Below are 23,803 nucleotides of genomic sequence, written 5' to 3'. Positions count from 1 at the left end.
AAAGGTACCGGGAGCGCGTCGTAGCATTCACAGCAATCTGATCGGCCCGTTTTTGGCCTTTTGGTTGGGGTGCCTTATGTGGCGTCTTCTGGCCTGCTCCGCTCGTTTCAATAAGCAAAGGTACCGGGGAACTTCGGAGCATTTCCAACACTGCCAGTCACGTCTTGTGGATGCACGCTCATCTGCACCTTTGCCTCCTAATTCGCGTCCAGCGTAGTCCAACAGTAAATTTGTCCGTCACATTCGTGCCTTTCTGCTACAATGATAGTGTAATTGCTTTCTAATACATAATTAATGTCTGGTGGAGGCCTAAAAATGGCAAAAATTAATGAACTACGAGCAGTAATGGGGAAGCAGGAAATCGCCGCCATCGTACTAACTGATCCGGTGAACGTTTCGTACGTGAGCGATTTTAGCGGTGATGAGAGTGCCCTGCTGGTTACGCCGAAGCAGGCATACTTAGTGACGGATTCCCGGTTTATTGAGGTGGCTCAGCATGAAGTGACTGCGGCCAAAGTCGTGGAGCACCACAACGGGTTGCTGGCCGCTGTCGGCGCGTTGGCTGATCAGGACGGGGTGACTGCTCTCGGGTTTGAGTCCGAGTACATGACGTTCGCGGACTATCAGGTGTTGGCTAAAGCCACAGACGCGCAACTGGTTGGCACCAGGCACGTGGTAGCAACGTTACGCGAGGTGAAGTCCGCCGCGGAGGTGGCATTAATTCAGAAAGCGGTCGATATCGCCGAAGATGGCTACCGACACGTTCTGGACACGATTCGTCCGGGGATGACGGAACGGGCCGTTGCTAACGACCTCGACTTTTATATGCGTGGTCTGGGGGCATCGGGCGTGTCGTTCGATACCATCGTCGCATCCGGGTACCGGTCAGCGTTACCGCACGGCTTTGCTGATGACAAAGTCATTGAGGAGGGTGACGTGGTGACGCTAGATTGGGGCTGTACGTATCACGGCTACATGTCCGACCTGACCCGCACCTTTGCGGTGGGTACGCCCGATCCTAAAATGGACTCAGTTTACAAGCTGGTTTATCAAGCTAACCGTGATGTGGCGGCGATGATGCGCCCTGGCGTGTTGGGCAAAGACATTCAGGCGGCCGCACACCAGGCAATCGACGCCGCTGGCTATCAACAATACTTTGGTCATGGCGCGGGCCATGGTGTCGGTCGTGATATTCATGAAGGCCCCGGAGCGTGGGGCGTGTACATGGACACACCAATCGTGGCCGGTAACGTGCTGACTGATGAACCCGGAGTTTATTTACCCGGAATTGGTGGCGTGCGGATTGAGGACGATTTATTGGTGACAGCGGATGGGGTTGAACAGTTATCAGTTACCGCTCCAGCGGAATTACTCCATTTGGCAGTTTAGTAAGGCCAAAACATTTAAAATCGACCTGAAATAGCTGCGATTGTGCGTTGATGATGTTGGGGTCCGCCAGACGAATTAATTAACCCCAAATGAGTTAAATACTGTCCGATTGCTACCGTTGAAGGCGGGATTAACCCGCGTTGATTCTTGCAACGGCGGCCAGTGATTGGTATCATTGGTTGAGAATAATTTGTTGGAGGACCATTCATGATTTCTGTAAACGATTTTAAAAACGGCTTGACGATCGAGGTCGACCACGACTTGTGGCGCATTGTTGAATTTCAGCACGTTAAGCCGGGTAAGGGTAGCGCCTTTGTGCGTTCGACCCTAAAAAACCTGCGTACCGGTGCCGTGCAGGAAAAGACGTTCCGTTCGACCGAAAAGGTTGAGCAGGCGCAGATTGATACCAAGTCGATGCAGTACCTGTACGTTGACGGTGACAGCTACTACTTCATGGACAACGACACATACGAACAGTTGAGTCTGACTGCAGACCAGCTAGGTGACGCTCTGAAGTACCTGAAGGAAAACATGATGGTCAGCATCATCATGCACGGTAGCGAAACACTGGGTATCGATATTCCGAAGACGGTTGATCTGGAAGTTAAGGAAACTGAACCTGGTATTCGTGGTAACACCAGTTCGGGTGGTTCGAAGCCAGCAACTTTGGAGACCGGCCTGGTAGTGCAGGTGCCGTTCTTCATTAACGTTGGTGACGTGCTGACCATTAACACGACGGACGGTACGTACATTTCTCGTGCGTAACGCGTAGAAACGGGAGGTAGGCCAAATGGCTGAAAACACAAATATTGTTTTAGCAAGTCGTCCAGATAGTACCGGTACAATTGAGATTGTTCCAGAGGTACTGGAAGTCATTTTGGGCATCGCCGCGGTGAACGTGGACGGTGTTTACCAGATGCGCGGTTCGCTGGCTTCAAGCATCAATGCGTGGTTCGGTCGGGCCAACCGGGGTAAGGGCGTGAACGTCACCGTGGATGGTGACCAAGTGCACGCCGACGTCTACGTATACCTTAACTACGGTGTGAGTGTACCCAAGGTGGCATTGTCCATCCAGGAAACGCTGCGCGAACAGCTACTGTACATGACCGACCTGGAACTCGCAAAGGTGGACGTGCACGTGGTTGGTGTGGTGCCAGAAAAGGCGCCGGCCGTAGACAAAAAGGATTTATTCAAGGACGACGAGGAAAACGAGACAACAGAGGAAGACGATTGATGTTAACGCGTCACGCAATTCGTGAGGCTGCCTTCAAGACCCTATTTGCGCTGGAGTTAAACCCTGACGCAAACCGGGATTTGACTTACAAGGCGGCTTTGCCAGAAAACGAAGTCGCACCGGAATATTTGTTTGATTTGGTTAACGGTGTGCTGGCCAAACAGGACGAACTGGATGCGGCGATTAAGCCGGAATTACGCTCGGGCTGGACCATGGCCCGTCTATCCAAGCCGGACTTGGTATTACTACGGTTGGGCTTGTATGAAATTAAGTTTGAGGACGACGTACCCGCAAAGGTCGCCGTTAACGAAGTGCTGGAGTTGGCAAAGCAGTACAGTGACGACAGTGCGGTTAAATTCATTAATGGTGTGCTGGGTAACTTTGTACAGCAGTAACGATAACGCCGTGACGCTTAGATCGCCGCAATAGGAGGCTCGAGACGAATATTTTTTGTCCCGAGCCTTTATTACATAGAATGCGAATTCTCTATAGTATGGAGGGATGCAGATGACGACAACTGATACCAGTGAATATTTATCGGTGAGCATGCTTAACCGCTACATTAAGCGGAAGTTTGACTTCGATCCGTATCTCAAGCAGGTATTTGTGGCCGGGGAAGTGTCCAACTTTCGGTTGCGACCGGCGCACCAGTATTTTTCGCTGAAGGATGAACACGCTAAAATTGGCGCGGTCATGTTCAAGTCCGCCTTCCAAAAGCTGAAGTTTAAGTTGGAGGATGGTATGGCCGTCTTGGCCGTGGGGCGGGTTACCGTTTATGAACCCTCCGGTAACTACCAGTTGACGATTGAGCGCTTGGAGCCGGCTGGCCAGGGCGCTTTGGCGTTAGCGTATGCCCAGTTGAACGAACGGTTACGCAAAGAGGGGTTGTACGATATTCACGACCATACCCCACTGGCACGTTACCCCCGCAAAGTGGCGGTGGTGACCAGCCCGAGCGGTGCGGTTATTCACGATATTATTACGACGGTTCGCCGCCGTTATCCACAGCTGGCAATCACCTTGTTTCCTGCCCAGGTACAGGGTGATACTGCCGCGCCTGACATTGTGCGGCAGTTGGAGCGTATCGACCAGTACGGCGGTTTTGATGCCGTTATTATTGGGCGTGGTGGTGGGTCGCTAGAGGATTTGTGGCCGTTTAACGAAGAGGCCGTGGCCCGTGCCATTGTGGCAATGCACATACCGGTTATTTCCTCCGTTGGTCATGAAACCGACGTGACGATTGCTGATTATGCGGCTGATTACCGTGCGGCAACACCGACAGCGGCCGCGGAGTATGTGACCCCGGTTACTGCGGATGAGGCGCATCAAAATATCGTCAAGCTGGCACAGCGGTTAGTGCGGGCACAGGCTGCTCTGCTAGCATCGTTGCGCTACCGGCTGGACCGTGCACGGCAGAGCGTGGTCTTAACGCAACCATCGCGGTTGTACGACGGCCAGATGCAAAAGGTCGACTTGTTACGCTCACGCCTCATGCGGAGCTTTCCGGCGCAGTTGGCACAGTTGCGTAGCCGGTTGGACCTGACCCAAAGCCGACTACAACGGTCGGGATTGTCCGCCCGCATTGCCGGCAATCAGGTAACTATCACTAATTTGGAACGGCGTATGGTGGCCGCTACCAATGCAACTTTGCAAGCTCGACGTCAACGTGTGGGTCAACTAATTGGGTCCCTAGATAGCCTGAGTCCACTACGAACGCTGAGCCGGGGTTACGCGTACGCGACGGACAGTACGGGGCATGTTTTACGCACTGCGGATGAGTACGTTGTTGGTAGCAAAATAAATATTCACGTAGATCGGGGCACGGTGGACGCCACCGTTAACGGTATCCATGTTGAGGAGGAAAACAATGGCTGAAGCAAAAGAACCTAGCTTTGAAGAGCAATTAGCGGAACTCGAACAGATTGTCGGCACGCTGGAAAAGGGTGACGTACCACTGGAAAAGGCCTTGAGCCAGTTTCAGACAGGCGTCGCGTTAGCAAAGCAACTGGATGGTACGCTGAAGGATGCAGAAACCGCAGTGGCCCAAGTGATGACGGATAATGGGGAGCTGAAGGACTTTGAACCAGAGCAAACGGATTAAGGCATTCGCGGACGAACATATTCCGGCGCTCACGGAATTTATGTTGGCTTACGCGCGGCAGGCGCACCAACCGCGCTTGGCGGACGCGATGAGTTACTCGCTCGCGGCTGGGGGGAAGCGACTGCGGCCGTTGCTAGTATACGCAGTTGCGGCCACCATGGGCGCGGACACTACTCAGCTTGACCACGTGGCCGCCGCAATTGAGTACGTCCACACGTACTCGCTCATTCATGATGATTTACCCGCGATGGATGATGCGGATTTACGCCGCGGTCACGCGTCCAATCACGTTCAGTTTGATGAAGCCACCGCGATTTTGGCGGGGGATGCCCTCCTGACGGACGCCTTTGCGTTGGTGAGTGGTGCGCCGCAACCAGCTACAGTGCGTGTGGCTCTGACCTCACAGTTGGCTGTGGGTGCGGGCTCTCGGGGGATGGTTGCCGGTCAAATGATGGACATTGCTGCGACGGGTAGTAGCACACCGCTCACGCGCGGTCAGCTTGTGCGCATGCACGCCCACAAAACGGGGGCGTTGCTCCTGGCCGCCGTACGCATGGGAGCAACGGTAGCGACCGTGAGCGATGCGGATGACGAGGCCCTGGACGACTTTGCAACGGCGTTTGGTCTCGCGTTTCAAATTAGGGATGATATCAATGACGCCACCAAGTCGTCGACTGAGCTGGGCAAGACTGCAGGGCACGACGAGACGGCCGGCAAAAACACTTATGTCAGTTTGTTAGGAATCGATGGTGCAACCAAAGCGCTGGCAAAGCAGATGCGCTCGGCCCACTTGGCCTTGGAGCGTTTATCCGTGCCAGCGCCGTTACTCGAAGATATTGTGGCAATGTTAGGTTAGGTGGATAGTTTGAAGGAACGAGTGGATGTGCTCGCCGTAGCACAAGGATTATTTACGTCGCGTGAGCAGGCCAAACGGGCCATTATGGCCGGTGAAGTTTTCGATCAAAACAACGAGCGCTTAGACAAAGCGGGTACAAAGATTGATGCCGACACGCAACTCCACGCCAAGGGCAAAAAGTTACCTTACGTGAGTCGGGGTGGCTTGAAGTTGGCAAAGGCCCTCAAGGTGTTTGATATTGACGTTCAGGGTACAACCGTCCTCGATATTGGTTCGAGTACGGGTGGGTTCACCGATGTCTGTCTACAAAACGGCGCCAAGCAGGTGTACGCGCTGGATGTGGGCACCAACCAGCTAGTCTGGCAGTTGCGGTCCGACCCGCGCGTGCACGTTATGGAACAAGTCAACTTTCGGTACAGCAAGCCGGAAGATTTTCAGTATGGGGCGGTTGAGTTTGCGGTGACGGACGTCTCGTTTATTTCGTTGCGGCTCATCTTACCACCCTTGCGCCCAATCTTGGTGCCGGGTGGTCACGCTGTGATGCTGATCAAACCGCAATTTGAGGCCGGTCCGCAAAACGTGGGTAAGCACGGGATTGTGCGTGATCGTCAGGTGCACCATGACGTCGTGACCCGGATTGTGGAATTTGCGGCCGACAACGGTTATTCAGTGTTGGGACTAGACTTTTCGCCGATTACTGGTGGCAGTGGGAACATCGAATTCTTGGTGCACTTACGGAACGAAGCGGATGCTAATAACGCCCACATTGATCCGAACGTTGACGTTGACCGGGTGATAGACGCGGCCTATGCGGAGCTACGGTCATAATTCGTCGTCACGCTGTTGTGCAATTTGGGGATGGACCCGCCGATGAATTTCGCTACGTGTTTGGATGCTGGCCAAGGCTAGTTTGGGTTAACGCACAACCTTTTGCACTCTATAAACTGGTATAATATACCTAAACTTTGAATAAATGGGGGACACCGACATGCAGAAGCAAGCACGCCAGGATATCATCAAAACGATATTAAATTCGTACGCGGTTGAAACGCAAGGACAACTGGTTGACTTGCTGGCCGATGTGGGCGTGCAGGTAACGCAGGCGACCGTTTCTCGAGACATCAAGGAAATGCAACTAGTCAAGGTGCCCATCGAGCATGGGCGGTACAGCTACGGTTTACCACCGGCACAGCAAGTGTCGCCGTCAGAAAAATTGCGGCGCACCCTCAGCGGGGTATATGCCAGTATCGATGTCTTGGACAACTTTGTTAACTTACAGCTTGTTCCCGGTTCCGGGCCGGCAGTTGCAACTTTAATCGCAGCGCAGAGCGACGGGCGCGTCTTTGCCATGATACCGGCCGATGCTAGCATCCTGATTATCTGCCGGGGCAAAGAGGCTGCGGAGGAATTAGCTGATTCCTTACAGGATATGGTGGGGTGAAACCATGCTACAAGAACTTTCTATCCGCGACTTTGCAATTATTGAGTCGTTGGACCTCAGCTTTGCCACCGGCATGACCGCGCTCACGGGTGAAACCGGTGCGGGTAAATCGATCATTATCGACGCGGTCTCATTGCTTGCAGGCACGCGCGGTTCCAGTGAGTTTATTCGTACTGGTGCGGACAAAGCCACGTTGCAGGGGCAATTTTTGGTGGGTGACAATCAGAATACGATTGATGCTCTAGCTGCGCTAGGGTTGGCCCCCGATGACGGACAGGTGCTGTTAGAACGCGACTTGACCCGCACTGGCCGTAGTGTTTGCCGTGTTAACGGTAAGATTGTCACCACCGGTAATCTGCGGTCGGTGGGCGAGACGCTGGTCGACATTCACGGACAGAACGAGCACCAGGAGCTGAGTCACCCGGAAAAGCACCTGAGCATGTTGGATCAGTATGCTGATGGGGCCGTCCACGAGCTTTTGGAGCAGTATCGTCACACTTACCGTGACTATCAACAATCGCTATCGACGCTCCGCAAAAAGCAACAAAACGAACAAGAATGGGCGCAGCGGCTGGACATGTTACGGTTTCAGGTGAAGGAAATCGACGACGCCGATTTGCACGCGGGCGAAGAGGACGAGTTGGAGTCCGAACGTGAGCGCCTGGCGAACTTTCAGCGTATTCAGAATGCGCTGGCTTCGGCCTATGACGTCTTTGATAACGCCGAGTACAATCCAGTCGACGCGCTGGGCGAAGTGATGCAGCAATTGGAGAGCATTGCGGATCTAGGTGAGGATTACCGGGCTCTGAGTGAGACCATTAATGACGCCTATTATTCGTTGCAGGATGCCCAAGCTGATTTGTCCAAAGAAATTGACGGCTTGGAATGGGACGAGAACCGCCTGAACGAAATTGAGGAACGGTTAGCGCTGATTCAGCAATTGAAACGCAAGTACGGCGATTCGGTTGACGACATTCTGGCGTACGGGCAGCGTGCCCACAAAGAGTTAGGCACCATGGAGGCCACGAGTTCCGATGCGGCCGGGCTTGATGGGCGTGTCCAGCAATTGTACGACCAGTTGGTGGACCTGGGCCAGCAACTCACTGAGGTGCGCAAAGGCGTGGCTCACCGCTTAACGGATGCCGTACATCAGCAGCTGAAGGCGCTCTACATGGCGAAGACTGTGTTTAGCGTCCACTTTGCCGATCACGCCCAAGATGCCTTTACCCCTAATGGCGTGGATGTGGTTGAATTTTACATCCAGACGAACCCGGGGGAACGGGCCCAACCACTAGCACGGATTGCCAGTGGTGGTGAATTGTCCCGAATTATGTTGGCTATCAAGACGATTTTTGCGGAGTCCGATGGCGTCACCAGTATCATCTTTGACGAAGTGGATACTGGTGTATCTGGCCGGGTGGCGCAGGCGATTGCTAACAAAATTAGTAGTATCGCGGGTCACTCACAGGTGTTGTGCATCACCCACCTGCCGCAGGTGGCGGCAATGGCGGACCATGAATTCAAAATTGCGAAGGCAGTGCATCAGGGCCGGACTACGACGATCGTGACGCGTTTGAGCGAGGACGAACGGGTGGACGAGTTGGCGCGGATGTTGGCCGGAACGTCGGTCACGCAACTCACGCGCGAGCACGCTCAGGAATTGTTGCGCCTGGCCGAGCAGACCCGTGCTGAGCTAGACGAGCACCATCAGTGATTTGATTACTGGATAAACAAAGACGACAAAACAGCCCCATACTCAGCGGGTGAACATACGGAATGTGTGTTCACCCGCTGAGTATGGGGCTGTTAATTTTGCGGTTGGTTGTGGTTGCCGGGGTACTAAAAAATTAGCGCACGCGTTGGACGTAAGTGCAATCGCGGTCATCGACAATTCTAAAAACGTTGCTGTTAAATTCCGTCATGAGGAGGCGGTGGTCGTCTAGCCGACGCTGTAGGTGGCCCACAACGGGGCGCTCGACGGCCCGCAGCCGCAGCGCAACGAGTAGGTGCTTCCGGAGTGACTGTTCCGTGAATAGTTGTACCTGAGCTGCTGGCATGGTTGGTAATGGTTGATCAAAATCGAGGTCAAATAGTTGCCGGTACGTGTCCGCGATGTTGTGTCCTAACCGTTCAATCGTACCCATTGGTTTCATCATGTCCATAATTTTCCGCCTCCGAACATTTGTTTGCACCTTGTATTATACGAACACGCGTTTGCATTTGCAACCCCTAATTTCGAAAAAATTGCGGCGACTCGGCCATGGGCTACTCCACGTTGACCGCTGTTAGGGTTCAGGATGGGTGGGCACGAACGCGCGGGTGGGCTTTGGGACTACGGCTTACGTGCCCTCCGTCGTAGGTTGCTACACCCGCACGCTCCGGCCGTGCCGGCCTCCCGCGGATTCTGTAGACAAAGAAAAACCGCTTTTTCTACAGAATCTGCCGCTGTAATTCGCTACGCTTCTAGGGCTGGCTCCGCCAGACCGTCGAATTAACTCCCAGTAAGGTGCTAAAGCACCAACTGGAAGTAAACAAACAGCGCTCCGGGGTCGCGGCAACTACGTCTCCGGGCACGACGCCTCCATCCCAAAGCCCACCCGCGGGTTTCCCGATAGTTTGGTGTCTCTGATCTAGGCCGCATTGCTTCAAAACGCGTGCGTTCCGCGGTCTTAATTTGAAGAAATACCATTACTTAGGACTGTAGTTGACAAAATCGTTCATAAATTCATCCATAATTGTAGTTTTAGCCGTTCAACCGGAACCGCCACGCCAGTACGACCAGCCACCGCAGCGATCACCGTGGAGTAGTCCACAAAGTCGCAACACCCCAGGCTACCCGCACTGGCCTAAACCGCCACCCGGCAGACAAAATATGGTCACCAATCGCTAGAATGCTTGATTTATCAAGCTAAAAGCGGCACAATAGATGCTATATTATTTGAACAGTTATTTGGGAGGAAAAGGCATGAGCGAACGTGGTATGCTCATCGTACTGTCAGGCCCGTCCGGGGTCGGCAAAGGGACTGTACGTCAGGCAATGTTAAAATCGGGGTACCGTGATTTCCACTATTCTGTGTCAATGACGACACGGAAGATGCGTCCCGGTGAGGTTGATGGTGTCGACTACTATTTCCGGACTAAGGACCAGTTTGAGGATGAAATTGCTAACGGGGGAATGCTGGAGTACGCCCAGTATGTTGACAATTATTACGGCACACCTTTGCACTACGTCAATGAGCAGCTGGAGGCCGGTCAGGACGTTTTGTTGGAGATTGAAGTTAAGGGTGCCATGCAGGTACGCGCCAAATGTCCCGACGCAGTCTTCATCTTTCTCACTCCACCCGATCTCAATGAACTGCGGCACCGCCTAGAGGGCCGCGGTACGGATGATGCCGAGACCATCAAGAAACGTGTCGGCAAAGCCGTTGATGAATTAAAGATGATGCAAAACTATGACTACGCCGTTGTGAACGATGAAGTTGCGCTCGCCGTCGATCGCATTGAGCACATTATTCAAAGCGAGCACTTGCGGGTACAGCGCGTGGCCGAAAAGTATGCTAATATGATAAAGAAAGCTACCTCTGGCGACTAAAGGAGAACGAAGATATGATTGTTTACCCATCAATTGATAAACTATTAGCCAACGTACCGTCACGGTACTCATTAGCAGTCCTGGCATCGAAGCGGGCACACGAACTGGAGACTGGTTCGTTGCGGATGCTGCCAGAATACCAATCACCGCGGACTGTGGGCCAGGCCCTCGAAGAAATCGCGGCGGGTGATGTGGTGATTGATCCTGATTCCAAGTTGCTCGAACGCGACGCCGAACGGTTGGAGCACCAGGAAGAACTACGTGACGATGCTAGCGATGATGCTGGCAACGACGCCAATTAATCTGACTAAATAAACGCCGTATGTTGATAGTTGGCAAACGGTTGGGGATGTGACGTTGGTTACGTCCTTTTTTTATTGGTTGCTAATGGTGCGTTATCGGTCGCCGCTTTGAATCACAATACGGGCATCCGGGGCGGCATAATTAACGTTGAGTTTTGGTATAATGTGGACATGACATTAACGAGGGGGGATTTGTGTGTCGACAGTGGCAAAAGTCGTGGTGGATGTACCCACGATGCAAACTAACCAACCGTACGACTATGCCATCCCCGCACCTTTGGCTGACAACGTCGTTCCCGGTGTTCGGGTGGTGGTTGGTTTCGGCAAGGGTGACCGCGAAGTAATGGGCGTGGTAGTGGATACTACCGACCAGCAAGATTTTGACGGTAAGCTGAAGCCCATTATGCGCGTTTTGGATGACCACCCCATTTTGGACAAAGAATTACTGGCGTTGTCCCGCTGGATGGCTGATGACACCTTTGCATTTTGGATTACCTGTCTTCAGGCCATGCTACCGAGCGCGCTCCACGCGGATACCAAGTGGTTGGCTAACGGTGCTAAAACCGTTGTGAACCGGGGGCGGGTGGCCACGGAGGACTTTATCGTGCCGTTGTTAAAGCACGACGAGTACCTCACCCTGGTTGATCAACAACGAACCAACGCAAAACGGCGCATTACGCTCCTACAGGCGTTGGCACAGTGGTCTACGGACGGTGCTGAGCCCCGGCTACTATCCGTCGCTGGCCCAGATAGCTTTGACCGCACTACCGTTAAGGCGGGCCAGTCCCAGGGGTGGTTGCGTATTGAGCCGCGGGAATTTTACCGGCGGCCATACGCAAACCTGGACGCTCAGGCGCGTACGCACGCACTCACACCCACGGCTCAGCAACAGCGCGCCTTGGACGCCCTGTTGCCCGCGATTGACGGGCACAAAGACCAAACATTTCTACTCGAAGGCGTCACGGGCTCCGGTAAAACGGAAGTGTACCTGCAGGCCATCGCCGCCACTTTGGCGCAGGGGCGTAATGCCCTAATGTTGATACCCGAAATAGCGCTGACACCGCAAATGGTGCGTAACGTGAAGGGGCGGTTTGGCGCGGATGTCGCGGTCTTACACTCTGCCCTTTCGGATGGCGAACGGTTTGATGAGTGGCGCCGAATCGAGCGCGGTGAGGCCCGGGTCGTGGTGGGGGCGCGTTCAGCCGCCTTTGCACCGCTGACCAATATTGGTTTGTTTATCATGGATGAGGAGCACGAAACGAGCTACAAACAGGACGACTCTCCCCGGTATCATGCCCGCGACGTGTTGCAGTGGCGTGGGGCGTACCACCATGCCCCGGTGTTGCTGGGTTCAGCGACGCCGAGCCTCGAGTCGCGCGCCCGTGCGGCCAAAGGTGTGTACACACACCTGCTCATGCCGGAACGTGCCAACCAAAAACCGTTACCACCGGTACAAATCGTTGATATGCGTGCGGCACAGCTGGACAGCGTTTCGGGTGACTTTTCCAATGAGCTACTGAACGCATTACAGGAGCGGCTGGACCGCGGCGAGCAAAGCGTGCTGATGCTTAATCGTCGGGGGTTCTCGTCCTTTGTTATGTGCCGCGAGTGTGGTTACGTGGCCAAGTGCCCTAACTGTGATATCTCGTTAACGTTGCACATGGACTCGCACACGCTACGTTGCCACTATTGTGGTCATGAGGAGCCGGTGCCCACGGTCTGCCCTAGTTGCGGTTCAAAGCGGATTCGCTACTACGGTACCGGTACCGAGAAGGTCGAGCAGTCATTGCACAAACTGCTGCCCAACGCGCGCGTTTTACGCATGGACGTGGATACTACCCGGCGCAAAGGTGGCCACGCCAAGATTCTGAAGGCGTTCGGTCAGCACGAGGCCGATATCTTACTCGGTACCCAAATGATTGCCAAGGGGCTGGATTTCCCGGACGTGACTTTGGTGGGCGTTATTAACGCTGATACTGCGTTGGGACTTCCGGACTTCCGGGCTAGTGAGCGCACCTTCCAGTTGTTGACGCAGGTGAGTGGTCGGGCTGGTCGAGCTGACAAAGCCGGTGCCGTGGTCGTACAGACATATAACCCCGACCACTACGCCATTCAGTTGGCCCAGCACCATGACTACGAGCACTTCTTTGTGACCGAAATGGGCATTAGGCACCAGTCGGGTTACCCGCCGTATTACTTCACGTTCAAGTTAACCGTGAGTCATCCGGAGGACCGCCAGGCAGCTAAGGCTATCTACCACTTGGCGGACGAACTGAAACATTCGTTGTCGGATCAGGCCGTCATGCTGGGGCCGACCAGGGGCGCAATTGCGCGTCTGAAGCGCCGTTACTATTATCAAATTGTGATTAAATACAAAAATGAACCGCAACTACATGCCACGCTAGAACGGCTACTGACGGAGACGCAGGTGGGCAGTCGGAATGGCTTTCAGGTTGCCTTTGACCGGGAACCATTGAGCTTTGTGTAGGGACATATCAGGGGGTAAGTGAATGACATCAATTATTTTTATGGGAACGCCGCAGTTTGCCGTGCCGATTTTGAACGCGCTAGCCGAGAATGGCTACGATATTTTGGCGGCGGTCACGCAACCAGACAAGCCAGTTGGCCGCAAGCACACCTTGCACGCATCGCCAGTCAAAGTGGCAGCGCAAGCACTAGGCGTACCGGTGTTTCAGCCAGTCAAGCTGGGCAAGAGCCCGGAGTTGGATGAACTGATTGCGATGCAACCAGACTTGATCGTCACGGCGGCGTACGGGCAGTTTTTGCCCACCCGGTTCTTGGACGCGGCCCGAATCACGGCCGTCAACGTTCATGGTAGCTTGTTGCCAAAGTACCGTGGCGGAGCGCCAATTCAGTATTCCATCATTAACGGGGATGCTGAAACGGGCGTCACAATTATCCAAATGGTTAAGCAAATGGACGCTGGCGGGATGTACGCGCAAGCCGCAATTCCGTTGACCCGCGCTGATGATACCGGCACGGCCTTTGACCGGTTAAGCATACTCGGACGTGACCTGTTACTGCAGACGTTACCAGGTATCATTGACGGAACGGCAACCATGACGCCGCAGGATCCGGAGCGGGTGACCTTCTCGCCCAACATTAGTAAGGACCAGGAACGCCTGGACTTCACTTTAACGGCGACCGAAATCGATCAGTGGGTGCGTGGATTACGGCCCCACGTGGGCGGTTGGGTTATGCTCAACGGTCAGCGGGTGAAGCTGTGGGCGGTTACGCCGCTCGACACGGCCACTGAAGCTGCCCCCGGGACGGTCGTGTCCGTAGGCAAAAAAGAATTGGTGCTGGCCGCGGGTCAGGGCACCACTTTGCAACTGGACGAATTACAACCAGCTGGGAAGGCGCGCCAACCAATAAGCGCGTACATGAATGGCGCCGGACGGCAATTAAAGGTAGGACAACAGGTGATTATTGATGGACAAGAATAACGTGCGTTTGCTCGCGGTTAACGTGTTAGCCCGCGTTGGTGGTCGTGGTGGGTACTCGAACTTAACTGTGGATAGTACAATTCGCCAGGCACACCTGTCCGCACGTGATGCTGCGTTACTGACCAACATCGTCTATGGCGTAATTCAGCACCAGTTGACCCTGGACTACTACCTGGCACCGTTTGTTGGGCGCCGAGAACTGGAGCCGTGGGTGCGACAACTGCTACGGACGGCTATTTACCAAATGCATTATCTGGACAAAATACCTGAACGGGCGATTTTCTTTGATAGCACTGAAATCGCTAAGCAAAAGGGTCACGCTGGCCTCGCGAAGTTTGTCACGGCCATTCTGCGTAACGTGCAGCGGAAAGGCTTACGGGATGTGAGTGCTATCCAGGATCCAGTTAAACGTCTATCGATTGCGACCTCAGTTCCCGAATGGATCGTCAACAAACTGTTTGACCAGTGGGGGGAGCTTGAGGCTACGGCCTTACTGAACAGCATCAATTCAGCACCGCGGGCCTCGGCTCGAGTTAACCGCACCATGATTCAACGGGATGATTTGGTATTCCGCCTACAGGACGAATTTCCTGAAGTTCGGAATAGCGTGCTTGCGACCAGCGGAGTGGTGGCACCAGGCGGACATCTGGCCGGTACCCCGGAGTTTGCGGATGGCTTGCTGACCATGCAGGACGAGAGTTCCCAGTTGGTGGCCCCAAGTCTGGATATTCAGCCGGGTGACCAAGTGCTGGACGCGTGTGCTGCACCGGGTGGTAAGACGACGCACATTGCGGAGTGGCTGGATCCACAAGCTGGTGGGCACGTTACCGCACTGGATTTACACGCCCACAAGGTCAACTTGATTCAGCAAAATGCGGACCGTATGCATCTAGCTGACCGGGTAACGGCGCAAACGTTGGATGCACGCAAGGCCGTCGAGACTTTTGGTGAACAGAAGTTTGATAAAGTTTTGGTGGACGCTCCTTGTTCAGGCTTGGGGCTGATGCGGCGCAAGCCAGAAATTAAGTATGATAAAACGGCGGACGACGTAGCCAACTTGACCCGCGTACAGTCTGAAATTTTGGATGCCGTGGCCCCCACGGTCAAAGTTGGCGGGCGCTTGACCTACAGTACGTGTACAATTACCCATGAAGAGAACCAGGATGTGGTCGCAGCATTTTTGCAGCGGCACCCGGATTTTCGGCAGGTAACGGTACCCACATTGGCGCCGGTAACGCACAATCACGCGGCACCGGCACTACAGATTTTGCCGCACGACTACGGTAGCGATGGTTTCTTTATCGCTAGCTTGGAGCGTGTGCAGTAAGGAGTTTGTAATGGAATTTGCCTACCAGACGGATGTCGGTCGGGTTAGACCGAACAACCAGGACTATGTTGGCCTCTTTCGCAACCACAGCCACGCGACGTTAGCCATTGTCGCGGACGGTATGGGGGGACACCAGGGGGGCGATGTCGCTAGCGAAATGGCGGTATCGCACATTGGTTATGCCTTTGAAAAGACGCAAAGTAGTGACGCGGAAACCGTCGTTAAGTGGTTGATGTACGAGCTGCAAAAGGAAAACGAGCAGATTCTCGCTCGTGGTCAGCAGTTTAAGGACCTCACCGGCATGGGGACGACCATCGTGGCGGCTTTAATGATCGGTCACCGCTTTGTGATTGCCAACATTGGTGATTCCCGTGCATATTTGTACCGCCATGGCCGCCTGATGCAAATCACGGAGGACCATAGTCTGGTCAATGAACTGGTGAAGAGTGGCGACCTGACTCCCGAAGAGGCCAAAAACTTTCCGCGTAAGAACGTGATTACGCGTTCTTTGGGTATCGCTCCGGACGTGGATGCGGACGTCACGATTTACGATATGGAAGCCAACGACATGTTGTTACTGTGCTCTGACGGGCTCACCAAGGCCGTGGAGGATGAAGACCTGGCCCAAATCATGGCTGCTCCAGAGACGCTGGCCACGAAGGCGAAGCTGATGGTGCAGGCTGCTAACGAAGCGGGTGGTCCGGATAACGTAACGGCACTACTAATCCATAATAACCAGGTAGGTGATGACAATGATTGAGCCGGGGATGACGCTGGACGGACGCTATAAGCTGTTTAAAACCCTTGGTGAGGGTGGCATGGCCAACGTTTATTTGGCGCACGATTTAATTTTGGATCGGGACGTGGCAGTCAAGGTGCTCCGCCTCGATCTCCAAAGTGATCCCGATGCGGCACGGCGGTTTCGCCGCGAAGCCATGGCGACTTTGGAATTGTCCCACCCGAACATTGTCAGCATCTACGACGTGGGCGAATTCGAGGGCCAACAATACTTGGTCATGGAGTACGTCGACGGTAAAAACCTGAAGCAGTACATTGTGGAACACTTCCCGATCCCGTATGCCAAAGTCGTTGCGATGATGACGCAGGTGTTGGGTGCCATCGAAACTGCGCATGAGCACAACATTATTCACCGCGACCTGAAACCGCAAAACATCATGGTGGACCGTGACGGCAACGTGAAGATTGCGGACTTTGGAATTGCGGTAGCGCTATCCGAGACCGCAGTAACGCAAACTAACTCACTGCTCGGTTCTGTGCACTACATGTCACCAGAGCAGGCTCGTGGCTCGCTGCCGACCAAGCAGAGTGATATCTACTCGCTGGGCGTGATTTTGTACGAAATGCTGACCGGTTCGGTGCCCTTTGAGGGAGATTCTGCCGTCACCATCGCGTTGAAACACTTCCAGGAGGACATTCCTTACGTCCGTGACTTTGACCCGCGCATTCCTCAAGCGTTGGAGAATGTGGTGTTGAAGTCTACGGCTAAGGATCCGCAGCAGCGGTACCCGAGCGCGGCGGCAATGGCGAGCGACTTAGCGACCTCACTGGATGCGAGCCGGTCGAACGAACCGCGGTTTATTCCTGAAGGTAGTAGCGACAGTATGGCTGCCACTAAGCGGATTGACCCGGCCGTCAAGGCGGCTACGATTGCGGCTGCGGCGAGTGCTTTAGGCAAAGACGGACAGGACGTCAAGGCGGACGCTGACAAGGATGCAAAGAAGCAACCGGGTAAAAAGGCGCACCCTAAACGCAAACGCGCGTTGATTATTGGCGGCTTGGCCATTGTGCTGATTTTACTGATTTCGGGGATGGTGGCCGTCTTTGGTAAGGGCGACGTGACCGTACCGGATGTGACCGGTGATACCGTGGCCGTGGCGACCACGAAGTTGAAGAGCGCACACTTGAAGGTGGGCGATACCACGTACAAGTCTTCCGGTTCGGTGACGAAGGACCATATCATTTTGACCGACCCAACCAAGGGCGATAGCGTGAAGGAAAACTCAGCCGTTAACTTGGTGATTAGTAAGGGGAAGTCGAAGTACACGGTTGGTAAATATGTGGGTAAAAACTACTCACAGGTCAGTGATGATTTGAAACGGGCCGGGTTTAATGTGGTTAAGTTAACACAATCAAGTTCAAAACCCTCTGGTACCATTCTGGCTCAAAGCATTGACCCCGGAAAAAAGGTTGTTGCTAAGGGTACTCGGATTGAATTGACGGTAGCAAAAAGTAGCAGAATTACCGTTCCAGATTTTACTAACGTTTCGTTAAGTAGTGCGGAAACATGGGCGACAAAAAACGGTATACTGATAGCTTCTAATTCTCAAGAAAGCGACCGTGTGGAAGTCGGAAATATTATTTCACAAAACCTGCCTAAGGGTACAAAAGTTAAGAAGGGTTCTACTCTTACTGTGACGGTTAGTTCGGGAGAAAGTTACACAAACAGTGGTTCCGAAGATGAGACCAGCAGCAGTTCCAGTAGCGAATCAGAAAAGTCCAGTAGTTCGACGAGTTCTAAACCCTCGAGCTCCTCTTCATCATCTTCCTCGTCTAGTAGCACACCTTCCGCTCCATCTTCCTCAGGTGCTAGTGACCAGCAGGATAACGCCAGTGACGCAAAATAAACGTTTATGTTTTGATTCAGTAATGGAGGTAGTTCTTGCAGGGACAAATCATTCAGCTGCTCAGCGGCTATTATGACATTGCGGTTGACGGCCAGGTCATCCGTACGCGGGCCGCGGGCAACTTACGCAACAAGCACGTTTCGCCGATCGTGGGTGACTTTGTGGAATTTACTCCGGCACCCGATAACGGTGAACTGGGGTATTTAACGAGTGTGCTACCGCGGCGTAACGCGTTGGTGCGGCCGCCAGTTGCCAATGTTGATCAGGCTATGGTGGTGACAGCTGCGGCCGAACCCGACTTTGCGACTAATCTATTGGACCGATTTTTGGTGTACCTGGAGGGGCAACATCTGGACGTCATTATCACCATGACGAAGACAGATTTGCTGGATGAATCCCGGTTTGATCAATTGCGCGTCACGATGGACGGTTACGAACGGATTGGGTATCGCATCCACATGCCCCGGCAGCCGTTTTTGGCGGGAGATTTAACCCGTTTGAGTGGCATGCTGGCGGACAAGCTGACTATTTTTACGGGCCAAACGGGAGCGGGCAAGTCGACGTTGTTGAACCACCTAGTGCCTGAACTGGAGTTGGATACCGCTGCCATCTCGAAGAGCCTCAATCGCGGGAAGCATACCACCCGCAAAACCACGTTATATCCTGCCCACGGCGGATTGGTGGCGGATACGCCTGGATTTTCCTCGCTAGAGTTACTGGACGTGGAGACCGAGGAGTTGCGCGATCGTTTCCCGGAGTTTGTGTCTGTGGCGGGTAACTGTAAATTTCGCGGTTGTCAGCATTTACGCGAGCCGCAGTGTGCGGTCAAAGCCGGCGTAGCGGACGGTACTATCATGCAAAGTCGGTACGATAACTACCAACAGTTTCATGAGGAGTTAGCTGCACGCAAGCCGGTCTACGATAAAAAGAAGCGTTAATATTAATGTTCGCAAGAAACGAAAATGCCATCCAGCTAATGGGTGGCATTTTTGTGTTCATAAGCCCAACTCTGGGTTTCAGTAATCGGCAAATGAGTAGTCAATTGGCTTCAGTCCAGGATTTTTTTGTGTTTCTTGTCGATCACGGACTTACCAACAAATTGTTGTGTTAAAACGTTTGCAGTAAAGCACTTTCATCTACGTGGGGAGTTGTGTATGATTGATATAATTGATTAAGAACGGGAGTTGATCGTAATGCAAATTGCACCATCAATTTTGAGCGCGGATTTTGGACATCTAGCGCGGGCAGTCGACGCGGTTGAGAAAGCCGGTGCGGACCGTATTCACATTGACGTTATGGACGGGTTGTTTGTACCGAACTTGAGCTTTGGACCGCAGATTGTCTCGGTTTTGCGGCAGGAAACCACTTTGCCATTGGAAGTTCACCTCATGGTGCAGCATCCTGAGGAGTGGGTTAAAACCTTTGCGGATGCTGGTGCGGATATGTTGTTGGTCCACCTCGAAGCGACACCGCACATTCACCGGGCGCTGTCACTCATTAAGCAGACGGGGATGGAGCCGGGGGTGGTAATTAACCCGGGAACCTCGGTCGACGCGATTGATATGGTCCTGCCGATTGTGAAGCAGGTGTTGGTCATGACCGTGGATCCCGGCTTTGGCGGTCAGGAATTCATTCCGGAAATGCTGGAGAAGACCGACGAATTAGCGACCATTCATGATCGGGACGAATCATTGGACTTTAAGATTGAAATTGATGGCGGGGTCAACCCTGGTACCATCAAGTTAGCCGCCAAGCACGGTGTGGATATCGCTGTGGCCGGTTCTGCGGTTTACGATGGCGGCAACCCAGCCGACAACCTACACCACTTACAAAAGTTGGCCGCGGAGGCAGAATAATGCGTTTAAACTTGATGGCTGGTGGGCCGCGCGGGTTGCTACCTAATGACTGGCGTCAGGCCCCTGGCGAGTGGGCCGCCATTGATCGCGGCACGCTGACCCTGCTGGATGCCGGTATTCAGCCCGTCTACGTTGTGGGGGACTTTGATTCGTTAACAACCGCCGAATTTGAGCGAGTCACTGCTGCTATTGGCACGGTTGAACGCCATAAGGCCGAGAAGGATGACACCGATACACAACTCGCCCTTTTTCGGGGGCTGACCGTGCTCGGGGCGGACGAGGTGTATCTGTACGGCGCCACTGGTGGCCGTCTGGACCACGCGCTGGCAAACTACTGGCTACCAACGGAGCAAAGGTTTAAACCATACGTGCGGCAAATCCACTTGGTTGACCGTGATAATTATGTTCGTTACATGGACGCGGGTAAGCCCCTAACGGTTCAGCCGCTTGCTGGGTACCGTTACGTCGGCGTCGCCAACATGACGTCGGTGCGTGACCTGAATATCACAGGCGCTAAGTACGAACTGGCTCACTACGACGATGATAGTCCGGTCAGCTTTGCTTCCAATGAGTTCGTTGGCGATCACGCCATGACGGTTCAATGTCGACAGGGAATCGTGGCGATTATTTATAGTCGGGATAATCGCGGCCAACAGGTGGATAACTAATCCCTGACGTCTGGTTGCTCTTGAAGTCTAAACACCATTAAAAGTAAATATGAGGTGCGTGATGAAATACGCAATTTTTGCGGGTGAGATTCTGCTGCTCATACTGTGGTTGGTTTTTGGACCCCACAATTTATGGCTAAAGGTTGTGGGGGTGATTGCAATTATTGCTCTGTCACAACTTTTACACGTGGTTTTCAAGGCCCGATAGTCATGCAGAAAATAAAGCAGCGCTTTACACGATGCACTAAAAATGAGCCCTGACGCGATGTCAGGGCTCATTTGCGTGTTGATATTTAAGTTTATGCTGATGGGTGATTTTGCATTCCAACTGTTTTGAGCCAACAAAAAAAGCACCACCATGCGGTAGCACCTTCATCGTTGGTTTTATACGCGAGTCACTTTTCCAGACTTCAGGGCGCGAGCAGAAACCCACACACGCTTTGGCTTGCCGTCAACTAGAATGCGTACCTTCTGCAGGTTTGCCTTCCAGGAGCGACGAGAACTGTTCAGCGCGTGTGAGCGCTTGTTGCCGAACTGGGTGTGACGGCCGGTAATTACATCAACTGCCAAAGTATGACCTCCTTGCTTCACCGGGTGTGTACCCGATTTATTCACAAAAATTAGGTTATCATAGGAACGGCGGCTTTGCAAGGGTTTTGTAAAGTAATAATCATTGACACCTGCAAACTTTCCATAGTTACCGGCCTATGCTAAAATCTATGCAACGGACTAAAGGTCCTGGTGCGCGTTCCGTTGGGTTGGCGCACCAACTATGAACCAGCTGATTGAGGAGGCAAATCATGGCGGTTAAGATTAAGACCAAGTACGGCGTTATCGATATTGATAATGCCGTTATCGCGACGGTTGTCGGCGGTGCAGCTACCGAGATTTTTGGGGTGGTGGGCATGGCCAGCAAGAACCAAATTCGGGACAACCTCAACGAGATTCTCAACCGGGAGAACTTTTCTCGCGGTGTGGTCGTTCGCCAGGAAGACAATGGGGTGACCATCGAGGTCAACATTGTCGTTGGTTATGGCACCAAGATTTCCGAAGTGTGCCGCAACGTTCAGGACAAGGTCAAGTATAACCTTGAAAGTATGCTGGGCCTCACCGCCCACGCGGTCACCGTCATCGTTCAGGGTGTACGGGTGATTGGCGAAGATTAACACCACCAACGCGGGCCGTCAACGCCCTTTTTGTGTTGGCGCCAAGTTGAGTGTGAGATGAGCCCCAACTTCTGGGGGCCCTTTTAGGGAGGAACTATTTGTGACAGTCACGGAAATTTCTGCAACCGAATTTCAAAATATGATTCGGGCAGCAGCGCACCGTATTAATAAGAATGCCGAGTTTGTTAACTCACTAAACGTTTTCCCGGTTCCCGATGGGGATACCGGTACTAACATGAACCTCACCTTCCAAAGTGGCGCTAAGGCCGTGCTGGAGAGCGACGATGAGTCTGTGGGCGATTTGGCGCAGCACCTGGGCAAAGGGTTGCTGATGGGCGCGCGGGGCAACTCTGGGGTGATTAGCTCCCAGCTGTTCCGCGGCTTTGCCAAGAGTGTTGCGGGCAAGCGGGTGCTTAACGCGCAGGACTTAGCGGACGCGTTCGCCGGTGGGGTAGAAACTGCCTACAATGCGGTGATGAAACCCGTTGAGGGGACCATTTTAACCGTGGCGCGTGAAGCCGCTAAGGCGGGCCTCAAGGCTGCAAAGTCGACTACGGATACGGTTGAGGTGATGACTAGTGTGGTTGATGCAGCCAAAGCCGCGTTAAAAACCACGCCGGACCTCTTACCCGTGCTTAAGCAGGTGGGCGTCGTGGACTCCGGTGGTCAGGGACTGACTTTCTTGTACGAAGGGTTCCAGTCCGGATTGTCCGGTGAACAAATTGATGAAAACTACGTGCCGGATGACGCCGAAATGACCGAAATGGTCAACGCGGTGGACGCGCAGACACAGTTAAACCCAGACGATATCGTGTACGGGTACTGTACCGAAATGATGGTTGGTCTGGGTAATGATGGTGCAACGAACAAGTTCGATTACGACGAGTTCCGCAACTATCTGGCCGATTATGGCGATTCCTTGTTGGTAATTGCTGATGACGAGGTAGTGAAGGTACACGTGCACACGGAGCATCCTGGGGCCGTTTTCCGGTACGGTAAGCGGTTTGGTAGTCTGGATAAAATCAAGATTGACAACATGCGGTTGCAGCACGAGAGTATCATTGAACGCGACAACGCTGAGGCGGAGGCTGCAAAGCCGTTGGCAGAGTTTGGTGTCGTGGCGATTGCTTCGGGTGCGGGTCTCTCCGAGCTGTTCAAGAGTTTGGGTGTGACGTACGTGCTGTCTGGCGGTCAGACCATGAACCCAAGCACCAACGACATTTTGGATGCAATCAAGCAGGCGCACGCTAAACGTGTGATTGTTCTGCCAAACAACGGTAATATCTTCATGGCGGCGGATGCGGCGGCGAAGGAAGCCAGCGTAGACGTGGCAATCGTGAAGAGTAAGACGGTCAACCAGGGTTTGACCTCCCTATTGGAATACAATCCGGAGCAAAGTCTGGCTGACAATGCGGCGGCGATGACTGAGGCGTTAGGCAACGTGGTTAGCGGTGAAATTACGCAGTCGATTCGTGACAGTAATATCGGTGGGTTGGAGATACACAACGGCGACTGGATCGGTTTAATTGATGGGGACATCAAGGTGGACGGTCAGGAACGGTTGCAGACCACGATTGACACGATTGAAGCTATGCTGGATGAGGACTCGGAGATTATCACGCTCATTGTGGGTACTGAGGGCTCAGAGGCCGAGGCAGAAAAGATTGAGGCTGCAATTATGGATGCTCACGACGATTTGGAAGTTGAAATTCACGATGGTGGGCAGCCGTTGTACCCGTATTTGATTTCGGTGGAGTAG

The 23,803-nt window shown here is 53.4% G+C and carries 24 protein-coding genes; 22 read left to right on the top strand and 2 right to left on the bottom strand.

Annotation, left to right across the window (positions count from 1 at the left end; genetic code table 11):
- Positions 1 to 315 precede the first annotated feature (315 nt).
- From LPA02S_RS04660 to recN, 10 genes are all read left to right on the top strand, one after another.
- A complete protein-coding gene (locus LPA02S_RS04660) occupies positions 316 to 1,389 on the top strand; it encodes a M24 family metallopeptidase (protein WP_054650283.1) in 1,074 nt (357 codons plus the stop codon).
- Positions 1,390 to 1,596: 207 nt separating this feature from the next.
- Positions 1,597 to 2,154 carry an elongation factor P gene (gene efp / locus LPA02S_RS04655; protein ID WP_056956436.1) on the top strand — a complete coding sequence of 186 codons (558 nt, stop codon included), beginning with the start codon at positions 1,597 to 1,599 and terminating at the stop codon, positions 2,152 to 2,154.
- 25 nt (positions 2,155 to 2,179) lie between these two features.
- The gene (locus LPA02S_RS04650) at positions 2,180 to 2,623 is read left to right on the top strand and encodes an Asp23/Gls24 family envelope stress response protein (protein ID WP_054650281.1); all 444 of its coding nucleotides are present in this window, start codon (positions 2,180 to 2,182) and stop codon (positions 2,621 to 2,623) included.
- Positions 2,623 to 3,018 carry a transcription antitermination factor NusB gene (gene nusB, locus LPA02S_RS04645; RefSeq protein ID WP_054650279.1) on the top strand — a complete coding sequence of 132 codons (396 nt, stop codon included), beginning with the start codon at positions 2,623 to 2,625 and terminating at the stop codon, positions 3,016 to 3,018. The genes LPA02S_RS04650 and nusB overlap by 1 nt, the downstream gene beginning before the upstream one ends.
- A 112-nt stretch (positions 3,019 to 3,130) precedes the next feature.
- Entirely contained in the window at positions 3,131 to 4,498 is a 1,368-nt protein-coding gene (gene xseA, locus LPA02S_RS04640; protein ID WP_054650277.1) for an exodeoxyribonuclease VII large subunit, read from the top strand.
- Positions 4,491 to 4,724 (top strand): exodeoxyribonuclease VII small subunit, encoded by a 234-nt coding sequence (locus LPA02S_RS04635; RefSeq protein ID WP_054650275.1) that lies wholly within the window; start codon positions 4,491 to 4,493, stop codon positions 4,722 to 4,724. The genes xseA and LPA02S_RS04635 overlap by 8 nt, the downstream gene beginning before the upstream one ends.
- Positions 4,702 to 5,580: a polyprenyl synthetase family protein gene (locus tag LPA02S_RS04630; protein WP_054650273.1), complete on the top strand. Its 879-nt coding sequence runs from the start codon at positions 4,702 to 4,704 to the stop codon at positions 5,578 to 5,580. The genes LPA02S_RS04635 and LPA02S_RS04630 overlap by 23 nt, the downstream gene beginning before the upstream one ends.
- Before the next feature lie 9 nt (positions 5,581 to 5,589).
- A complete protein-coding gene (locus LPA02S_RS04625; RefSeq protein WP_420835958.1) occupies positions 5,590 to 6,408 on the top strand; it encodes a TlyA family RNA methyltransferase in 819 nt (272 codons plus the stop codon).
- Positions 6,409 to 6,568: 160 nt separating this feature from the next.
- Positions 6,569 to 7,021, top strand: coding sequence for an arginine repressor (locus LPA02S_RS04620; protein WP_056956435.1), 453 nt, complete (start codon positions 6,569 to 6,571; stop codon positions 7,019 to 7,021).
- A gap of 4 nt (positions 7,022 to 7,025) precedes the next feature.
- Positions 7,026 to 8,735, top strand: a complete 1,710-nt coding sequence (gene recN / locus LPA02S_RS04615) for a DNA repair protein RecN (RefSeq protein WP_056956434.1) — start codon at positions 7,026 to 7,028, stop codon at positions 8,733 to 8,735.
- A 133-nt stretch (positions 8,736 to 8,868) separates the two neighbouring features.
- Here recN and LPA02S_RS04610 read toward each other — a convergent pair whose 3' ends face one another.
- Positions 8,869 to 9,183: a hypothetical protein gene (locus LPA02S_RS04610; protein ID WP_054650267.1), complete on the bottom strand. Its 315-nt coding sequence runs from the start codon at positions 9,181 to 9,183 to the stop codon at positions 8,869 to 8,871.
- 803 nt (positions 9,184 to 9,986) lie between these two features.
- Here LPA02S_RS04610 and gmk point away from each other — a divergent pair.
- The 10 genes from gmk to LPA02S_RS04560 all read left to right on the top strand — a co-directional run bounded on the left by gmk (position 9,987) and on the right by LPA02S_RS04560 (position 20,878).
- Positions 9,987 to 10,613 (top strand): guanylate kinase, encoded by a 627-nt coding sequence (gmk, locus tag LPA02S_RS04605; RefSeq protein ID WP_054650265.1) that lies wholly within the window; start codon positions 9,987 to 9,989, stop codon positions 10,611 to 10,613.
- A 14-nt stretch (positions 10,614 to 10,627) separates the two neighbouring features.
- Complete coding sequence (gene rpoZ / locus LPA02S_RS04600; protein WP_054650263.1) at positions 10,628 to 10,915, top strand: DNA-directed RNA polymerase subunit omega; 288 nt, start codon at positions 10,628 to 10,630, stop codon at positions 10,913 to 10,915.
- Between the two features lie 196 nt (positions 10,916 to 11,111).
- Complete coding sequence (priA, locus tag LPA02S_RS04595) at positions 11,112 to 13,403, top strand: primosomal protein N' (RefSeq protein ID WP_056956433.1); 2,292 nt, start codon at positions 11,112 to 11,114, stop codon at positions 13,401 to 13,403.
- 22 nt (positions 13,404 to 13,425) lie between these two features.
- Entirely contained in the window at positions 13,426 to 14,382 is a 957-nt protein-coding gene (gene fmt, locus LPA02S_RS04590; RefSeq protein WP_056956432.1) for a methionyl-tRNA formyltransferase, read from the top strand.
- Positions 14,369 to 15,709 (top strand): 16S rRNA (cytosine(967)-C(5))-methyltransferase RsmB, encoded by a 1,341-nt coding sequence (rsmB, locus tag LPA02S_RS04585; protein WP_056956431.1) that lies wholly within the window; start codon positions 14,369 to 14,371, stop codon positions 15,707 to 15,709. The genes fmt and rsmB overlap by 14 nt, the downstream gene beginning before the upstream one ends.
- A 10-nt stretch (positions 15,710 to 15,719) precedes the next feature.
- On the top strand, positions 15,720 to 16,469 hold the full coding sequence (locus tag LPA02S_RS04580; RefSeq protein ID WP_056956430.1) for a Stp1/IreP family PP2C-type Ser/Thr phosphatase: 750 nt from the start codon (positions 15,720 to 15,722) through the stop codon (positions 16,467 to 16,469).
- Positions 16,462 to 18,354 carry a Stk1 family PASTA domain-containing Ser/Thr kinase gene (gene pknB, locus LPA02S_RS04575; protein WP_056956429.1) on the top strand — a complete coding sequence of 631 codons (1,893 nt, stop codon included), beginning with the start codon at positions 16,462 to 16,464 and terminating at the stop codon, positions 18,352 to 18,354. Before LPA02S_RS04580 ends, pknB begins: the two co-directional genes overlap by 8 nt.
- A gap of 35 nt (positions 18,355 to 18,389) precedes the next feature.
- Positions 18,390 to 19,292 carry a ribosome small subunit-dependent GTPase A gene (gene rsgA, locus LPA02S_RS04570; RefSeq protein WP_056956428.1) on the top strand — a complete coding sequence of 301 codons (903 nt, stop codon included), beginning with the start codon at positions 18,390 to 18,392 and terminating at the stop codon, positions 19,290 to 19,292.
- A gap of 255 nt (positions 19,293 to 19,547) precedes the next feature.
- Entirely contained in the window at positions 19,548 to 20,210 is a 663-nt protein-coding gene (gene rpe, locus LPA02S_RS04565) for a ribulose-phosphate 3-epimerase (protein WP_054650259.1), read from the top strand.
- Positions 20,210 to 20,878 (top strand): thiamine diphosphokinase, encoded by a 669-nt coding sequence (locus LPA02S_RS04560; RefSeq protein WP_054650257.1) that lies wholly within the window; start codon positions 20,210 to 20,212, stop codon positions 20,876 to 20,878. The genes rpe and LPA02S_RS04560 overlap by 1 nt, the downstream gene beginning before the upstream one ends.
- Positions 20,879 to 21,262: 384 nt before the next feature.
- Here the strand turns inward: LPA02S_RS04560 and rpmB are convergent, their stop codons facing one another.
- On the bottom strand, positions 21,263 to 21,448 hold the full coding sequence (rpmB, locus tag LPA02S_RS04555; protein ID WP_054650255.1) for a 50S ribosomal protein L28: 186 nt from the start codon (positions 21,446 to 21,448) through the stop codon (positions 21,263 to 21,265).
- Between the two features lie 230 nt (positions 21,449 to 21,678).
- On the opposite strand from rpmB, the gene LPA02S_RS04550 reads away from it, so the two are divergent.
- The gene (locus tag LPA02S_RS04550) at positions 21,679 to 22,044 is read left to right on the top strand and encodes an Asp23/Gls24 family envelope stress response protein (protein ID WP_054650253.1); all 366 of its coding nucleotides are present in this window, start codon (positions 21,679 to 21,681) and stop codon (positions 22,042 to 22,044) included.
- A gap of 100 nt (positions 22,045 to 22,144) precedes the next feature.
- Positions 22,145 to 23,803: a DAK2 domain-containing protein gene (locus tag LPA02S_RS04545; protein WP_054650251.1), complete on the top strand. Its 1,659-nt coding sequence runs from the start codon at positions 22,145 to 22,147 to the stop codon at positions 23,801 to 23,803.

Origin of the sequence: Lacticaseibacillus pantheris DSM 15945 = JCM 12539 = NBRC 106106, assembly GCF_001591865.1 — a bacterium.
In the GTDB taxonomy this organism is placed as follows: Bacteria; Bacillota; Bacilli; order Lactobacillales; family Lactobacillaceae; genus Lacticaseibacillus; species Lacticaseibacillus pantheris.
This window is presented reverse-complemented; position numbering and strand designations above follow the sequence as displayed.